The 15522-nt window shown below is 64.1% G+C and carries 14 protein-coding genes; 1 reads left to right on the top strand and 13 read right to left on the bottom strand.

The window, feature by feature from the left end; all coding sequences use genetic code 11:
* Nucleotides 1-91: 91 nt before the first annotated feature.
* From paaB to Q8N40_RS02185, 9 genes are all read right to left on the bottom strand, one after another.
* The gene (paaB, locus tag Q8N40_RS02225; protein ID WP_305322077.1) at nt 92-379 is read right to left on the bottom strand and encodes a 1,2-phenylacetyl-CoA epoxidase subunit PaaB; all 288 of its coding nucleotides are present in this window, start codon (nt 377-379) and stop codon (nt 92-94) included.
* Between the two features lie 16 nt (nt 380-395).
* Entirely contained in the window at nt 396-1388 is a 993-nt protein-coding gene (paaA, locus tag Q8N40_RS02220; protein ID WP_305710652.1) for a 1,2-phenylacetyl-CoA epoxidase subunit PaaA, read from the bottom strand.
* 70 nt (nt 1389-1458) lie between these two features.
* A complete protein-coding gene (gene paaX, locus Q8N40_RS02215; RefSeq protein ID WP_305710651.1) occupies nt 1459-2328 on the bottom strand; it encodes a phenylacetic acid degradation operon negative regulatory protein PaaX in 870 nt (289 codons plus the stop codon).
* Between the two features lie 188 nt (nt 2329-2516).
* On the bottom strand, nt 2517-3287 hold the full coding sequence (locus tag Q8N40_RS02210; protein WP_305710650.1) for a triacylglycerol lipase: 771 nt from the start codon (nt 3285-3287) through the stop codon (nt 2517-2519).
* A gap of 197 nt (nt 3288-3484) precedes the next feature.
* On the bottom strand, nt 3485-4771 hold the full coding sequence (locus Q8N40_RS02205; RefSeq protein ID WP_305710649.1) for a DUF445 domain-containing protein: 1287 nt from the start codon (nt 4769-4771) through the stop codon (nt 3485-3487).
* Between the two features lie 209 nt (nt 4772-4980).
* On the bottom strand, nt 4981-5457 hold the full coding sequence (locus tag Q8N40_RS02200) for a phasin family protein (RefSeq protein ID WP_305710648.1): 477 nt from the start codon (nt 5455-5457) through the stop codon (nt 4981-4983).
* A 178-nt stretch (nt 5458-5635) separates the two neighbouring features.
* Entirely contained in the window at nt 5636-6232 is a 597-nt protein-coding gene (locus Q8N40_RS02195; RefSeq protein WP_305321884.1) for a GNAT family N-acetyltransferase, read from the bottom strand.
* Nucleotides 6229-7326 carry an alpha/beta fold hydrolase gene (locus Q8N40_RS02190; RefSeq protein ID WP_305710647.1) on the bottom strand — a complete coding sequence of 366 codons (1098 nt, stop codon included), beginning with the start codon at nt 7324-7326 and terminating at the stop codon, nt 6229-6231. The genes Q8N40_RS02195 and Q8N40_RS02190 overlap by 4 nt, the downstream gene beginning before the upstream one ends.
* Nucleotides 7323-7703, bottom strand: a complete 381-nt coding sequence (locus Q8N40_RS02185) for a hypothetical protein (RefSeq protein ID WP_305710646.1) — start codon at nt 7701-7703, stop codon at nt 7323-7325. The genes Q8N40_RS02190 and Q8N40_RS02185 overlap by 4 nt, the downstream gene beginning before the upstream one ends.
* Before the next feature lie 208 nt (nt 7704-7911).
* Between Q8N40_RS02185 and Q8N40_RS02180 the strand changes: the two genes are divergently transcribed.
* On the top strand, nt 7912-8832 hold the full coding sequence (locus Q8N40_RS02180) for an alpha/beta fold hydrolase (protein ID WP_305710645.1): 921 nt from the start codon (nt 7912-7914) through the stop codon (nt 8830-8832).
* Between the two features lie 57 nt (nt 8833-8889).
* Here the strand turns inward: Q8N40_RS02180 and Q8N40_RS02175 are convergent, their stop codons facing one another.
* The 4 genes from Q8N40_RS02175 to Q8N40_RS02160 all read right to left on the bottom strand — a co-directional run.
* Nucleotides 8890-12129 carry a bifunctional cytochrome P450/NADPH--P450 reductase gene (locus Q8N40_RS02175; protein WP_305710644.1) on the bottom strand — a complete coding sequence of 1080 codons (3240 nt, stop codon included), beginning with the start codon at nt 12127-12129 and terminating at the stop codon, nt 8890-8892.
* A gap of 160 nt (nt 12130-12289) precedes the next feature.
* Nucleotides 12290-13285, bottom strand: a complete 996-nt coding sequence (locus Q8N40_RS02170; RefSeq protein WP_305710643.1) for an alpha/beta fold hydrolase — start codon at nt 13283-13285, stop codon at nt 12290-12292.
* Between the two features lie 36 nt (nt 13286-13321).
* Complete coding sequence (locus Q8N40_RS02165; RefSeq protein ID WP_305710642.1) at nt 13322-14869, bottom strand: wax ester/triacylglycerol synthase family O-acyltransferase; 1548 nt, start codon at nt 14867-14869, stop codon at nt 13322-13324.
* Between the two features lie 80 nt (nt 14870-14949).
* Nucleotides 14950-15522: alpha/beta fold hydrolase (locus Q8N40_RS02160; RefSeq protein ID WP_305710641.1), on the bottom strand; the 573-nt coding region annotated here is incomplete at its 5' end.

Here is a 15522-nt window from a genome sequence, read left to right as displayed (position 1 = left end):
TTTCCTCGCCGCCATCCTTCGAGACGCCCCGCAAAGATACGGAACTCCTCAGGATGAGGGCTGTATTTGCTGACGCCGCGGTCCTGCGACGTCACATATGCCCGACTTCATCCGGCACCTCGTAAAACGTCGGGTGCCGGTAGATCTTGGATTCCGCCGGCTCGAACATCATGCCTTTCTCGGACGGATCGGAAGCCGTGATCGCGCTCGACGGCACCACCCAGATCGACAACCCCTCGCCGCGGCGGGTGTAGAGGTCGCGCGCGGCCTGCAAGGCCATGGTGGTGTCGGAGGCATGCAGCGAGCCGACGTGTTTGTGGGCGAGCCCGTTGCGGCTGCGGATGAAGACTTCCCAGAGCGGCGTATTTGGCGTGGCCATGATCGTCTCCGGATCCCTATTCGGCAGCTTGCGCGGTTTGGCGATGCCTGCGTTTTTCGGCGTAGGCCTCCGCAGCTTCGCGCACCCAGGCGCCCTCGTCATGCGCCTTGCGGCGCGCCGCCAGCCGGTCGCGGTTGCACGGGCCGTTGCCGGCCAGCACCTGTTTGAACTCGTCCCAGTCGATCGCGCTGTATTCCCAATTACCGGCTTCGTTCTGCTTCATGCCGGGATCGGGAATGGTGAGGCCGAGATACTGTGCCTGCGGCACCGTGGCATCGACGAATTTCTGGCGCAGTTCGTCATTGGAGAAGCGCTTGATCTTCCACCTGGTCGAGGTATCGCCGTGCTGGCTGGCCTGATCGGGCGGCCCGAACATCATCAGCACCGGCCACCACCAGCGGTTCAGCGCATCCTGCGCCATCGCCTTCTGCTCTTCCGAGCCGCGCGCCAGCGTCACCATGATCTCGAAACCCTGGCGCTGGTGAAAGGATTCTTCCTTGCAGACCCGGATCATGGCGCGCGCATAGGGACCGTAGGAACAGCGGCACAGCGGAATCTGGTTCATGATGGCGGCGCCATCGACCAGCCAGCCGATCGTTCCGATGTCGGCCCAGGTCAGGGTCGGATAGTTGAAGATCGAGGAATACTTGGCCTTGCCTGCCAGCATCAGGTCGACCAGTTCCTCGCGCGAGGCGCCGAGGGTCTCGGCCGCGGCGTAGAGATAGAGCCCGTGGCCGCATTCGTCCTGCACCTTGGCGAGCAGTGCTGCCTTGCGGCGCAGCGATGGCGCGCGGGTGATCCAGTTGCCCTCGGGGAGCATGCCGACGATTTCGGAATGGGCGTGCTGCGAGATCTGCCGCGTCAGCGTCTTGCGATAGGCCGCCGGCATCCAGTCATTCGGCTCGATGCGCTCCTCGGCATCGATGCGCGCCTGAAATGCCGCGGCGCGCGTGGCGTCCTCGACAGGGCGGTCATCCGCATCGGACGTGTTGAGCGCCTGCGTATACATGGGCGGTCTCCCTGGAACGATTCCAACATATATCAAGACATGTAAAACTCAACACATTCTTGTAACATAATTACGTATCGGCGAACCGGCGCGCCAGTTCCTTGCCGGCCGCGGGAAGCGGCCCCGCGGGATCAGTTGCGTTGCGGTCAAGCCATTGTTCGGACGCGGGAAGCAGCCCGCGATAGATCTCGCCGCAGAGGTTTCGGGCGGCTCGGCCCGGCCAGTCCGCCGGCAGCAAGGCCGGCGGCAACAGCGGGTCGCGCAGCACCACCCGCCGGTAATGATGGATCAGCAGAATCCGCGCCGTGAAGGCGTCGATATCCGGCATCCGCTCGCGGCGGCCGACCCAGGTCCGCAACGGCGCAAACGTCTTCATGAACTTCAGATAGGCGTCGGCGGTGCGATGCAGCGGCCAGCTCTCGCTGAGCAGGCGGCGGCCGCTGTCGTCCTCGGCGGAAACTTCCAGACGGATGGCGGATGCGGCTTCGCCAGGGATCGGCACGCCCGACGGCGCAACCCACACCCCCGGCAGCGGGCTGCCGAAGCCGGCATTCTTCAGCGCCTCGCGGGCGGCGTCGCGATCTTCGCCGTTGCCGATCAGCAGCAGTTCGAAGCGTCCGGTCCATTCGGCGGGTTGCGGATCATAGATGTGCCGGGTTGCGGCATCGAAGGTCTGCCGTCCCTTCCCCGCCAGCCGGTAAAAGCTGTTGCGGCCGACCTTGTCGCGCTCGAGCCAGCCGTCGGCCGCAAGCCGCGACATCGCGGTGCGCACCACGCCGCTGTCGATGTCGAGTACCTTGAAAAATTCCAGCAGCGTGCCGAGCCAGACCGAGCCGCCGCGCGGCACGATGGCGTCGCCGAACACCGTGATGACGATGGAGCCGGTGCGCGAGGGTTCGCGCTTCAGCTGATCGATGATACGGGCAAGCGGCTGCGGCATGCGCAAGGCTTACCGCGTTTTCGGGAGTCGCGACAACGTCGGCAAGCCGGGCTCTCATGGTTCGAGACGCGCGAAGACGCGCTCCTCACCATGAGGGATCGGCAGTCGCTCGCCGGGCCGTCAGGAATCAACGGTCCTCATCCTGAGGAGCATCGCCAACGGCGATGCGTCTCGAAGGATGACGGTACCTACCGGTGCGGGTCGGGATAGACCATGCTGCGCCAGCCGTTACGCTGGAACGGCGCCCACTGGCCTTCCGCCTGCGCCAGCCGATCGGCCACGGCGTAAACCACGGCGGGGTGATGTCCCATGCCGCAATGGCTGCTTTCGACCTCGATGCTTTCCGATGTCGCCGAGGTCTTTTCCATACAGCCCTGCCAGGCGCAGATGCCGTCGGTGCGGCTGAAGATCGCGGTGGTCGGCACCGGCGGTGTTTCCGCGAGCGATCCGCCGAACCGGTGATCCTCTTCCTCGGCGCTGCGGCCGCTGGCCATCTCATATACCCGCCAGGCGTTGGTCGCCTTCGGACCGGCCGCGAACGGACTGCCAAGCGTGATCACCGAGCGCACGCGATCCGGCATCACCTTTGCGAGCTGCCGCGCATAAAGACCGCCAAGGCTCCACCCGACCAGGCTGATCTTGCGGCCGTGGGTGTCGTTCAACTCATGCACCAGGTCGACCATCGCGTGCTGCACGCCATGGCGCAGGCCGAGATTGCGGCCTTGCCGCCAGCCGCTGACCGCGTAGCCGCGGTTCTCCAGGAAGCTGCGCAGCGGCCGCGTCGAGGTGTCCGAGGCAACCAGCCCGGGCACCACCAGCACCGGATGACCGTCACCCCTGGGCGCAAGGCTGAGCAGCGGGAGGGCGCCGAGAAAGGCGCCAAACTCGTGAAGGGCGCGCCCCTCCATGAACATCAGGGTTTTGGACGGCGCGCGCAGCGTCTGGGTAGTCGCGGACATCATAGCTCCTCTCTGAGCCGGCCCCTTTCAATCTGGCAGCCGGCCTGTCGACCCTAGGAATACGCAAACCTCGCAAAATCGTTCCGCAGCGCAACGTCACTTGAAGCAAGCTATGGCGCTGATTCCGTCATTCAAGCGGCTGACCCGCCCCGGGACAATAGGCCGCCACACTTAAAAGGAACTGAGTGATTATTTAGTCACAGCATCCGGAGCAGTAATTCCACGGTGTAAAGCGTCAATCCGGCAAGCCCGCCGATCAGCGCGCCGTTGAAGCGGATGTATTGGAGGTCCTTGCCGATGTTGATTTCGATCAGCGCAATCAGCTGGCCCATATCCCAGCTCTTGACCTGATCGGAGATGAAACTCGACACGCCGCTCTTCTGATCGGCGATGAAACTTCTGAGCACGGCGACGAGGCCCTGGTTGATTTCGGCGCGCAGCTCGGCATCGGCCGCCAGCGTCTCGCCGGCCTTCACGAACATTCCGGCCAGATGCTGCTGCAGCACCTGGGTCTCGCCGGAAGCGCTGCGCTCGATGAAGGATCGCGCGTTCGACCAGATGTTGCGCGCGAGGTCGCCGAGCTCGGGACGCGCCAGCAGGTCGCGCTTCAGGCCGTCGATGCGATCGGCGAAGGCCTGATCGGTGCCGAGCCGGTCGACGAACGACAGCAGCATGCGATTGAACTCGTCGCGGAACGGATGCTTCGGATCGTTCTTCACTTCCTCGAAGAACGTAGTCGCGGACGCCACGATCCGGTTCACCAGGAACTTGTCGGCACGATACAGCTTCAGCAGTGTCGGCAGTTCGCCGCGGATTTTTTCCCGGATCACCGCCATGGTTTCGGCTTGCGTCAGCGACTGATGCACCACGCGCAGGATGTCGTCGAGCAGGCCCTGGTGCCGTCCCTCCTGCACGAAGCCGCGCAGCGTGCCGGCGGCGAGCGGCGCCAGATCGATTTCCTGCAACTGGGTGGTGATCCGGCGGGTGATGAAGCCCATCAGGCCGGAGGTTTCCGTCGCCGACAGTGCTTCCGGCAGCAGCCGCAGCGCGAAGCGGGCGAGATCGTCGCTGCGCTTGCGGTCGCGCAGCCAGTCGGCGACGAACGAGCCGAAATCGATCTGGCGCAGCTTGGCCTCGACCGGCGCGGCTTCGAGAAAATGCACCTCGATGAATTCGCCGAGCTTGTCGGCGATGCGGTGCTGATTGCTCTGGATGATCGCGGTATGCGGGATCGGCAGGCCCAGCGGTCGCTTGAACAGCGCCACCACGGCGTACCAGTCGGCGAGCCCGCCGATGGTGGCGGCCTCCGCGAACGCCGCGACGAAGCCGAAGGCGGGATGCACGGGCAGCAGCGCCTTCGCCGTCACGAACAGCACGAGCGTGCCCACCAGCACCAGCGTCGCCAGCGCCTTGATCCGCCGCAACTCAGCCGCGCGGGCGGCGTCGCCGGGGGAGTCGAAGGAGAAGGTGGCGGGCATGGACATGCAGGCTTTCGCGGTGAGCACAGGTCCTCATCCTGAGGAGCGGCGTCTTCGCCGCGTCTCGAAGGATGGAAACATCGGGGCTCTCATGGTTCGAGACGGCGCAAGAGCGCCTCCTCACCATGAGGGTCTGGCTTGATCTATGGAGACACCCGCCCAAAAAGAAGGCCCGCCTAAGCGGGCCTTCGAATTATCGGCTGGTGGAGATGCGATCAGGCGGTCTTGGTGTAGACCTTGGAGAAGTTGTCCTGAGCGGTCCTGGCGCCGTCGGCGACGAGCTTGCCGAGATACTCGGTCGAGGCCTTCGCCCGCGACACGAACACTTCGCCGCGCGCGCGGACCATGTCGGACTGGATCTGGACCGCTTCGTTGAACGACTTGGCGGAAGCCAGCTTGTCGATGCCGGCGAAGAAGGCCTCGGCGTCCTGGTAGAGCGCGTTCTGGATATTGCGGCTGATCCTGGCGGCCTCGGAGACCGAACCGGCAACGGCGGTCTCGATCGCGGCGGTCACCTTCTCGGAACCGGCATGGATGTCGGCGGCGCGAACCTTGGCGGTCTCGGTCTGCTGCTTCACGAACTCACGGGCGGCTTCCGGAACTTCCATGTTCTGGAGCTTGGTGAACGCCTCGGTGACGGGCGCGAAGGCTTCCTTGACGGTGTTCAGCACGGAATTGGTTTCGGTGGTCATGGGGTTTCTCCATCCTCAGGTTTGAGCTATGGGCTCACCCCGTCCGGATTGGCCCGGGGCAATCTCTCTATGACACGGTTAATGGTGCGACGCAACATCAATGGTGCGATGCGATATCACGATCTCGTGATGAGTAGGAGAATTGGCTAACTTGCCCGCGGAACGGGCGCCAGCCTGCTTAATGCTGCACAGCCCCCGGCAGCCCATAGGCTTCCAGCTGGGCCCGGACCTGCGCCACATTGTGCCCGAGCACCACGATATCGTGGTTCCGGCCGTCTCTGTCCTTCACATGGTCGCGCAGCAGCGCCTCGGCCTTGAAGCCAAGTCCCTCGAAGATTGCGATGGCGCCGGACTGATCGACGGTCATTTGCACCACCAGCTTTTCCAGGCCGGCGCCCAAAGCCAAAGCAAACGTCTCCTGCGAGAGCGCGCGGCCGACCCCCTGGCCGCGTACATCGGATGAAACCACGTTGCGGATTTCGCCGACATGCGGCGACCACGACCAGGGATCGCGCACCAGGGTGCCGCATCCGACCACCCTGCCCGCCTGCACCGCCAGGATACTGGTGATGGCGCCGCGCTCGATCTCCTTGACCCAGGCCGAGAGCACCTTGGGCTCGCTGATGTTGCGCGGCAGGAACAGCAAATCATGCACCGGCAGTTTTTGCGCGAAGGCAAGCACGGCGGCCTCGTCGGCCTGCGCCATCAGGCGGAATTCGATCTCGCCGGCCTCGGTCTGCACGCGGCGCGGATAGGTTCTGGTCTCGCTGCTCATATCGATCTCTCGCATAACCATGAATCGAGTTTCGGCCACAGCCGCTTGATGGCGTTGGCGCCGGCGACGACGCTGACATGGCCACCTTTCAGGATCACCTCTTCCTTGTCGGTCGAACCGACCTTCGCGATCAGATGTTTCGCCGCTTCATAGGGCACGATGTGATCGTGCTCGGCCACCGCGTGCAGGATCGGCACCTTGATCTTCGAGATATCCGCCGCGCGTCCGCCGACCGACATGGTGTCGTTGAACAGCTTGTTGTCCCACATCAGGTCCTTGGTGATGGCGCGGAAATACTCGCCGGCCAGCGGCAAGGTGTCGGTGCCCCAGCGATCCATCATCCGGTAGGCCTTGACGTATTCGTCGTTCCAGATGTTTTCCCACAACTGCACCTGGCTGGCGGCGCGCGACGCCGGCCGCAGCATCTCGAACGACGACAGGATCATTTCCGGCGGCACATTGCCGATGCTGTCGACCAGCCGGTCGACGTCGAAATAGCGGCGGTCCGAGAAATTCGAAAACAGCTTCATCTCGCGAAAATCGATCGGCGTGGTGAAGCAGATCAGATTCTTCATCGGGCCGTCGTTGAAGATCGAACCGTACAGCAGCGACAGCACGCCGCCGAAGCAGTAACCGATCACCGTGACGTCGGTCTCGCCTGAATCCTGCTGCACGCGGCGGATGCAATCCGGGATGAAATCGAGGACGTAGTCCTCCATCCGCAGGCTTTTTTCTTCCGGCTTCGGCGCGGTCCAGTCCAGCATATAGACGTCGTAGCCGCGCTTGAGCAGAAATTCGATGAAGCTCTGGCCGGGCACCATGTCGAGGATGTAGCCGCGGTTGGTGGTCGCCATCACGATCAGGATCGGTATGCGGTAGATCTCGTCCGCGATCGGGCGGTAGTGATAGAGGTTCATGGTGCCGCGGACCGCCAGGATGTCCTTCGGCGTCGATCCCAGCGACGGGCCGGATGAGGCGATATATTCGACGCCCTTGATGCTGCGCTGGATCGCGCGCTGCACCTCGGACTGGATCCGGTCCGGAATCGACGCCAGATCGAGGCCCGCAACACTTGGACCCGGACTCGCGTTCATTTTGGCTCTCCGGCGGACGGCGGGCGCCTGGTGCGTGGCGGTCTGGGGGCGACGGGAACTCCGGTCGCGGCGGCGGCGTTGCTGTTCATCGCGTTCAGCATCGCCTTGATCTCGTTCAACTGGCCTTCGATCGACTGCAGCCGCTCGGCCATCGAGACCATCTGCGCACGGCTCGGCAGGTTCATGCCGACGAGGTATTTCTCCATGACGTCGCCGAGCTGCTTTTGCGCGCCCGCCGTGACCCCGCCGACCTGATTGACGACCTTGGAAAATTCCGGCGACGCCATGGCCTGATTGGCGAAGGAGTTGAAACCCTTCTCCATCTCGCCGATCATGTTCTGCCACATCGCAACCGGATCGTTGCTCTTGTCTGCCATCGGCGCCCTCCAGCGTGATCACCGGGGGCTTTGGAGCCCCGCCTTTTGGCTCATACCACACTGTTGCGACGGAACGGTCAACATCGCCGGCGTCAATTTGAACGCGACGGACGATTTGTCAGGCTCCCTGCCGCACCGGAGCCTTCTGCAACACGAAAAACCGTGCCATAGAGTGCCCGGTTCGCTTTGCCATTTCAGGGAGCTCATCGTGAATTCGTCAGCCCATCAGCCGCCGCAGATCGCGCGGGCCAACGGCATCGACATCTGTTACGAGATCTTCGGCGACGCCGGCGCGGAGCCGATGCTGCTGATCATGGGACTCGGCGCCCAGATGATCCTGTGGGACGACGAGTTCTGCCGCGAACTGGCGGCCCGCGGATTTCGCGTCATCCGTTTCGACAATCGCGACATCGGCAAATCCGGCAGGCTGAGCGGCGGCAAGCGCCTGACCCTGATCGAACTGCTGAAGCTGCGGTTCCTGAAAATTCCGGTGGCCGCGCCGTACAAGATCCGCGACATGGCCGAGGACACCACCGGACTGATGGACGCCCTCGGCATCAAGTCGGCGCACATCGTCGGCGCCTCCATGGGCGGCATGATAGCGCAGGAAATCGCGATCTCGTTTCCGCACCGGGTGCGCTCGCTGACCTCGATCATGTCGACGACCGGCAATCCGAAAGTGCCGCCGCCGACCAGCGAGGCGGCGGCGATGCTGATGGCGCCGCCCCCGACCACCAGGGAAGAATATCTCATACGCTTCGCCAAGACCTGGAAGGTGCTGCGCGTCGGCAGCTTTCCGCTCGACGAAGCCAAGGACCTCGAACGCGCCGAACGCACCTTCGAGCGCGGCCTCAATCCCAACGGCGTCGGCCGCCAGCTCCGCGCCATCCTGGCCTCGGGCAGCCGCAAGCAACGGCTGCACGCCGTCAGGGCGCCGACGCTGGTGATTCACGGCACAGTCGATCCGCTGGTGCGCCCCGAGGGCGGCAAGGACACCGCGGCCTCGATCCCGGGCGCCAGGCTGCTGATGATCGAGGGCATGGGCCACGCGATACCGATTCCGATGTGGCCGGAGATCATCGGCGCCATCGAAAAGCATGCGCATGGCGCGGTGGCGAAGGCGGCGTAATATCTTTCCGGCCTTTCGTCGCCCCTGCGTGCATGCGCAGGGACGACAGCAGGAAGCCTAGCTCCCCGCCCAGACGTCCAGCACGTAGCGGTTGCTGGTGCCCATCTCCTCGATCCAGCGCAATCCCGCTTCGGCATCGGCGGCCTTGCGCTCGCGATAGATCGCGACCAGTGCTGCCTTGACGTCCGGCTCCATCTTGCCGCCGTCGCCGCAGACGTAAATGATCGCGCCCTGTTCGATCAGGCTCCAGACGCGGTCCTTCTGCGTCGTTACCAGTTGCTGCACATAGGTCTTCGGACCCTCGGCGCGCGAGAACGCGGTGTGCAGTTCGGTGACCCCTGCGGCGGCCCACGCCTTCAATTCGTCCGCATAGAGATAATCCTGATCGGGATGGCGGCAGCCGAAGAACAGCATGGCCGGGCCGAGGCTGGCGCCCCTGGCCTTGCGCGCCTCGCGTTCCCCGAGGAAGCCGCGGAACGGCGCCAGACCGGTTCCCGGTCCGATCATGATGATGGGCACGCCGTTGTCATCGGGCAGCCGGAAGCCCGCCTTGGTCTCGCGCACCGTGGCGTGGATGGTCTCCCCGGCGCGGCGGCTGGCGAGGTAGTTCGAACAGATACCCTTGTAGACGCCGCGTCCGGAACTCGCGGGGCCTTCCACCACGGCGACGGTGACGCTGCAGCGGTTGGCATCGACCGAGGGCGACGACGAGATCGAATAATAGCGCGGCGCCAATAGCGACAGCATTTCGAGATAGGCGTGGAACGGCAATTCGCACGCCGGATTCTCATCCAGCAGGTCGAACACCGATTTGCGCTTTGTCAGGATGTCGGAGCGGTAGCGTTCGGTGGCGGCGGCATCGTCGCCGACATAGGCCAGCAGCTTCGGCCTGGTCATCGGGCAGCGCGTGTGCTCCGACATGATCTGGATCTGCTTGCGGGTCGCGACCTGCTGCAATTCGACGAATTCGGAGAGCAGGCGTCCGACCGACACCGTGTCGCCGACCGGCAATTGCGCGCGGCGGCCTTGCGCGACCTGCAGCCGGATCTGGTCGCCGGGCAGGAATCCGAAGCGGCGCGCAACGGCATCCACCAGCGACGGATCATTGCGCGGCACCACGCTGAGATGGTCACCGACCCGGTAGCTGACGCCGGCCGGCAATTCCACCTCGATATGCCGGGTCGATCGGTCCGAAGCGCCGGCGCCGGTCTTGTTCTGCAGTTCGCGATTGGCCAGCACCTTCATCGGCGTCACGCCGCCGAGCGCCACGATGGCATTGACCGCCGATGGCGCCACCGGCTCGATCTGGTACAGCGGCTCGTCGTCGGCACTGCGGCTGAAACCCGAATCGACGCCGAATTCCTTCATCGCCAGCGGTGCAGCCCTGGCGAACCAGCTCTCGAACTGGCCGTCGAGATCGCTGCGAGCATCGCCCTCGCCGCGCGCATAGACGCTGTGTGCGCCATGGGCGGCCAGTTGCTCGTCGAGGATGCGCGGGATCGACTGGTAGGTTGCGGCCCAGTCGCTGTTGCCGCAGCCGAACACGCCGTAACGCACCTTCGCGAACGCATCCTTCGGCAAGTCGGAGCCGAGCCATTTGACGAACTGCGTGGCGTTGTCGGGGGCGGCGCCATTGTAGGATGCGCAGAAGATCAGCACGCCGCCTTCTTCCGGCAGCTTGCCGACGAAATCATCGAGCGGCGCGAGTTTGGTGGCGAAACCGTTGACCTCGGCGAGATCGGCGACGCGGGTCGCCAGTTCTTCCGCCGTTCCGAGGTTCGATCCGTACAGCACCAGCAACGGCGTGTTGTGGCCCGGACGCGTGCGCGCGCGCGGCGCCGCGGCGCCGGCCGAAACCGGCGCGGTCGTGGTGGCGCGGCCGGCGTAGGCGCCGCGCTCGGTGTCGGTACGCGGGCGCACCTTGATCTTGAAGCCGTCAGGCTTGATGGTCAGCGTTTCCTTCAGCACCATCTGATAACGATGATTGTCGATCAACTTGAAGCGCTGCAGGATCATGCCGATCGCCAGCGCCGCCTCATGCATGGCAAAGCCGCGGCCGATGCAGGCACGCTGGCCGTTGCCGAACGGCTTCCAGGCATTGACCGGACGCGCCGCCTCGGCCTCGCGGCTGAAGTTCTCGGGATCGAAGGCGTCGGGATTGGGGCCCCAGACACTGGGATCGCGGTGCAACGCCATCACCAGAACGGTGATGAACGTGTTCTTCCTGAGCTGGTATTTGCCGCCGATGGTTTCGTCCTTGAGCGGCGTGATGCCGTAGGCCGGCGCCGGCGGCCACAGCCGCAGCGCTTCCTTCAGAATCTGGGTGATGTAGGTGAGTTGCGTGACCTGCTGATAGGTCGGCCGCGCGTCGATATCGGGGCCGAGCACCCGGTCGACTTCCTCATAGGCCTTCTTCAGCACCTCGGGATGCTTCAGCAGCGCATAGAGCGTGCAGGACAACAGCCCGCTGGTGGTTTCGTGGCCCGCGATCAGGAAGGTATTGATCTGGTAGCGGATGTTGACGTCGTCGAGCTGCTCGCCGGTAGCGCGATCGACGCCGGTCATCATGGCGCCGAGCATGTCCTTCTTGCCCTCGGCGGCCTCGGCGTTCTTGCGGCGTTCGGCGACAACTTCGTCGACCATCTTGTTCATGAAGGCGACGTCGGCGGCGAGATCGCGACGGCGCTTTTGCAGCCACAGATTCTCCAGCGGGATGCCGCGGGTCATCATGATGGTCTCGAGCGAGCGCACCAGCGATTCCACGAAGGGATGGTAATCGCGCCGGTAGAACGAATTGAACCGGTAGTCGAAGCCGCAAAGGCCGATGGTGTCGAGGGTCAGCGCCGTCATGTCGTGAACGACGTCGATCTCCTCGTCGGCGTTCAGCCGCTCCCACTTCTTCACCAGCTGCTCGGCGATGTCGACCATGCTCGGATGGTAGGACTGCATGGCGCGGTTGCCGAAAGGCGTCAACAGGATGTTGTGCGCCTTGCTCCAGTTCGGCTCCGTGGTGTCGGCGGTGAACAGGCCGTCGCCGCCGATCGCGCGCACCCGGCGCAGCGCACCGCGCACCGCCTTGTCGAACCGTTTCTCGTCGCTGAGTTCGTCGATCAGATCGTGGCCGGCGACGATCACCAGCGGCGCGCCCATCATGTCGAGCCAGAAGATCGGCCCGAGTTCCTTCGTCATCCGCACCAGATGCTGCACCGGCGCATTGGCGTCCAGCGACAGCATGTTGCCGACCACCGGCTTCTTCGGCGGATGCGGGATCGGGTTCAGTTTGTTGGTCGACGCCATCGCGATAGTTTCCCTTGCCTAACCTGATCCTTAGCAACGAGCCGTGCTCTTACAACGTCTTTGCGAGCGAAGCGAAGCAATCCATCGTGCGGCGAAAAGAAAGAATGGATTGCTTCGTCGCAAGAACTCCTCGCAATGACGGCATTCGAGTTCGGCGTTCTCACCCAAACCGCTTCCTGCGCCATTCGATCAGCTTGGCGCTGACCTCGTCCGGCTTTTCCTGCTGTGTCCAGTGGCCACTGTCGCGAACCAGGTATTTCTCGAGGTCCGGCACGATCTTCTCCATGCCGTCGGCGGCCGATGGCGGCAGTACCACATCGTTTTCCGCCATGATCATCAGTGACGGCACGCGGACGGTATGGTCCAGTCCCTCGGAACGCTGCCAGTTACGGGAGAAATTGCGGTACCAGTTGATGCCGCCGGTGAACCCGGTCCGGGTGAACGCATCGACGAACACCTTCTTCTCTTCCGGCGACAGGATCGGCGTGCGCGGATCGAATTTGGCGTCATAGGCGGCGATCATCTGCGGAAAAGCCAGATTGGTCTTGGGCGATGCGCCGACGCCCGCGGTCGCGGGAGCAGCCGGTGCATCGTCCTTGCGCGGCAACGGCTTGCGCATGAAGGCGTCGAAGGTCTGTTCGACCCGGCTGCCGAAAATCCGGTCCGGCTCGCGCGCGGGATCCTGAAACTGGACGATATACATGCTGTCGCCGAACCGCTTCCGGAACAGCTCGATCGGGTCGATCGGCAGGCGATCGTAATGTGGCGTATTGACGCCGACCACGCCGGCGACGCGGTCGATGTGACGCAGCGGCATCTGCCAGACGATGAAGCCACCCCAATCGTGGCCGACGAAGATCGCCTTGTCGATCCCGAGGTGGTCGAGCAAGCCGACGAGATCGCCGGTCAGCTGCTCCATGTCGTAGGCCTCGACCGGTTCGGGCCGGTCGGTCGAGCCATAGCCGCGCTGGTCAGGCGCGATCACGCGGATGCCGGCCTCCCCCAGCGCCTTGATCTGGTGCCGCCAGGAAAACGCCATCTCCGGCCAGCCATGGCAGAGGATGACCGGCGGTGTGTCGGTTTTCGGACCGGCATCGTAGTAGCCCATGCGAATACCGTTGGTCCGGGCGAACTGCAGCGGCGGCATCTCTATCATTACTGGCGTCTCACTCTGATAATCCGATACCTGGCTTCAGCTTGCCGCGCTCTTGAGGTCAGCCGGTGGCGCGAAGGCGGCTTCGAGCGCGGCGAATTCGGTCGGCAGCATGTCGCACAGAACCTGGACATGGGGAATGATGTTGGCGCCGGCGATGAACCCGAAATCCAGCTGGTCGCGGTAGCTCTGCACCGTGATGTTGAGCGCCAGCCCGTGGGTCGAGATCGACACCGGGAAGATGTGCAGCAATTCCGCACCCGCCGCATACAGCGTCTGGCGCGGCCCCGGCACGTTGGACACCGTGATGTTCGCGGCCGGCGGCAGCACGTCCGACAGGTTGGAGCGGCTGTACAACAGCGCCATGATCTGCACCAGGATCGGCGCGCCGAGCATCGAGATACTGGACACCTGCGGCATCAGGGCGCGCAGCGGATGCGACATCTCCTTTGACTTGGTGGATTGCGCGATGATCGCCTCCAGCCGCGCCTTGGGATCCTCGATATTGGTGGCGATCGAGCAGATCATGCCGAACACCTGGTTGTTGGAATCGGTGTTGCCCTCTTCACGCAGCGAGATCGGCACCGCGGCCGTCATCGATTTGGTCGGCAGCGCGCCCTGCTGCAGCAGATAGCGCCGAACCACGCCGGACGACAGCGCCAGCACCACGTCGTTGAGCTTGCCGCCGGATTGCTTGGCCAGCGCCTTGGCGCGCGACAACGAGATCGAGACGCCGGCAAAACTGCGCTCCGACGAGATCGCCTTGTTCAGGATGGTCGACGGCGACGCCATGCTGGCGATGCTGTCGCGCGACTTCGGATCGGAAATCTTGCCTACCACATCGGATACGCTCTTCAGCATGGTGGGAATGCTGCCGGCGAACTTCACCGCGGATTCGATCTGGAACATGGCGTTGTCGAACAGGATCGATCCGAGATCGCTCTTGCCCGAGCGCGGCAGGTCGATGCTCTTCGGCGCCGCGGAGCCGTCGAAGGGCTGGCGCCACAGCGCCTGATAGGAATCGATCAGGTTGGCGGCGATGTCGCGCGGCTCGTTCCCGGTCCTGGCCCGCGCCGCCGGCGGCTCGATCGTCCGAGGCACCGGCGTCACGTCGTAGATCATGCTGGTCAGCGCCGCACCAGCACCGCCGTCGATGCAGGCATGATGCATCTTGGAATAAAGCCCGATCTCGTTGTCCTTCATGCCCTCGAAGACGTAGAATTCCCACAGCGGCCGGGCGCGGTTGAGCAGCTTGGCGTGCATCCAGCCGACGATGCGCTCCAGCGTCGGGCGATCATGGGGAGCCGGCAGGCTGCCGCGGAAAATATGGCGGTCGATGTCGAACTGGTCGTCCTCGACCCAGGAGGGATGATCGATGTCGAGTGGCGCTTTCTCCAGTCGCGCCTTCAGGATCGGCGCGATGGGCAGCCGCGAGGCGATCATCGCCTTGAAATCCTCGAAGAAGTTGCCCTTGTAGTCCTCGGGCAGGCGGAAGATCGCCATGCTCCCGACATGCATCGGCATCTCGGGCGTTTCCAGATACAGAAACGACGCGTCCATCGATGTCAGCTTTTTGGCGTCACTCATGTTTTTCCCTCCCGCGGATCACGCGGCGCCTTGGTGGCGCTTCTTTGTGTTTCAGACGGTCCCTGTTGCCGGGACATTAGTCAGGATTGTGCATTTTCCGGAGGCGCATATGCAATGGCAAACGGCCCCGATCGGTCAAATTGCCTGAATTCGCCCACCGCCTGGGCCAGGCGATCGGCGACCGCCCACAGGGCGGCCGGATTGACGCCCAGCCCGACATGACTGGCGAGGTGAACCTCGATATTTTCCGATGTATCGGAGGGGCGCAGCAGGCAGGTTCGCCAGTTCACGATGCCGTCGGTGCGCGAATAGATCGACGTGGCCGGGACCGGCAGATCGCCTGCGATCGCGGCGCGAAGCTCCGGATTGTCGTCCGCCCTCTCGCCCGACAGCAACTCATAGAGCCGCGTCGCGTTGGTCGCTCTGACGTCGTTGGCGAACGGACTTCCCAGCGTCACCACACAACGCACCATGTCAGGCGCCTGCAGCGCCAGATCGCGCGCGTAGACACCGCCGAGGCTCCACCCGACGAGGCTGACCTTGCGGCCGGCGGCGGCATGAATCACGGCCAGGCGATCGCGCAGCGCGAGGCGCATCCGCGACACGCCGCCGGTGTTGCGGCCCATTTCCCAGGCATGGCTGTTGTAGCCGAG

The sequence above is a fragment of the Bradyrhizobium sp. genome (assembly GCF_030693485.1).
Lineage (GTDB): Bacteria > Pseudomonadota > Alphaproteobacteria > Rhizobiales > Xanthobacteraceae > Bradyrhizobium.
Note: the sequence above shows the minus strand (reverse complement) of the source record. Positions and strands in the feature narration are given on the sequence as shown.

Bases quoted from the DNA above. Each gene is read 5' to 3' on its own strand.
- Q8N40_RS02170 (WP_305710643.1), bottom strand. From the start codon at position 13,285: ATGATAGAGATGCCGCCGCTGCAGTTCGCCCGGACCAACGGTATTCGC.
- Q8N40_RS02165 (WP_305710642.1), bottom strand. From the start codon at position 14,869: ATGAGTGACGCCAAAAAGCTGACATCGATGGACGCGTCGTTTCTGTAT.
- paaA (WP_305710652.1), bottom strand. From the start codon at position 1,388: ATGTATACGCAGGCGCTCAACACGTCCGATGCGGATGACCGCCCTGTC.
- Q8N40_RS02210 (WP_305710650.1), bottom strand. From the start codon at position 3,287: ATGTCCGCGACTACCCAGACGCTGCGCGCGCCGTCCAAAACCCTGATG.
- Q8N40_RS02175 (WP_305710644.1), bottom strand. From the start codon at position 12,129: ATGGCGTCGACCAACAAACTGAACCCGATCCCGCATCCGCCGAAGAAG.
- Q8N40_RS02195 (WP_305321884.1), bottom strand. From the start codon at position 6,232: ATGAGCAGCGAGACCAGAACCTATCCGCGCCGCGTGCAGACCGAGGCC.
- paaB (WP_305322077.1), bottom strand. From the start codon at position 379: ATGGCCACGCCAAATACGCCGCTCTGGGAAGTCTTCATCCGCAGCCGC.
- Q8N40_RS02200 (WP_305710648.1), bottom strand. From the start codon at position 5,457: ATGACCACCGAAACCAATTCCGTGCTGAACACCGTCAAGGAAGCCTTC.
- Q8N40_RS02185 (WP_305710646.1), bottom strand. From the start codon at position 7,703: ATGGCAGACAAGAGCAACGATCCGGTTGCGATGTGGCAGAACATGATC.
- paaX (WP_305710651.1), bottom strand. From the start codon at position 2,328: ATGCCGCAGCCGCTTGCCCGTATCATCGATCAGCTGAAGCGCGAACCC.
- Q8N40_RS02190 (WP_305710647.1), bottom strand. From the start codon at position 7,326: ATGAACGCGAGTCCGGGTCCAAGTGTTGCGGGCCTCGATCTGGCGTCG.
- Q8N40_RS02205 (WP_305710649.1), bottom strand. From the start codon at position 4,771: ATGTCCATGCCCGCCACCTTCTCCTTCGACTCCCCCGGCGACGCCGCC.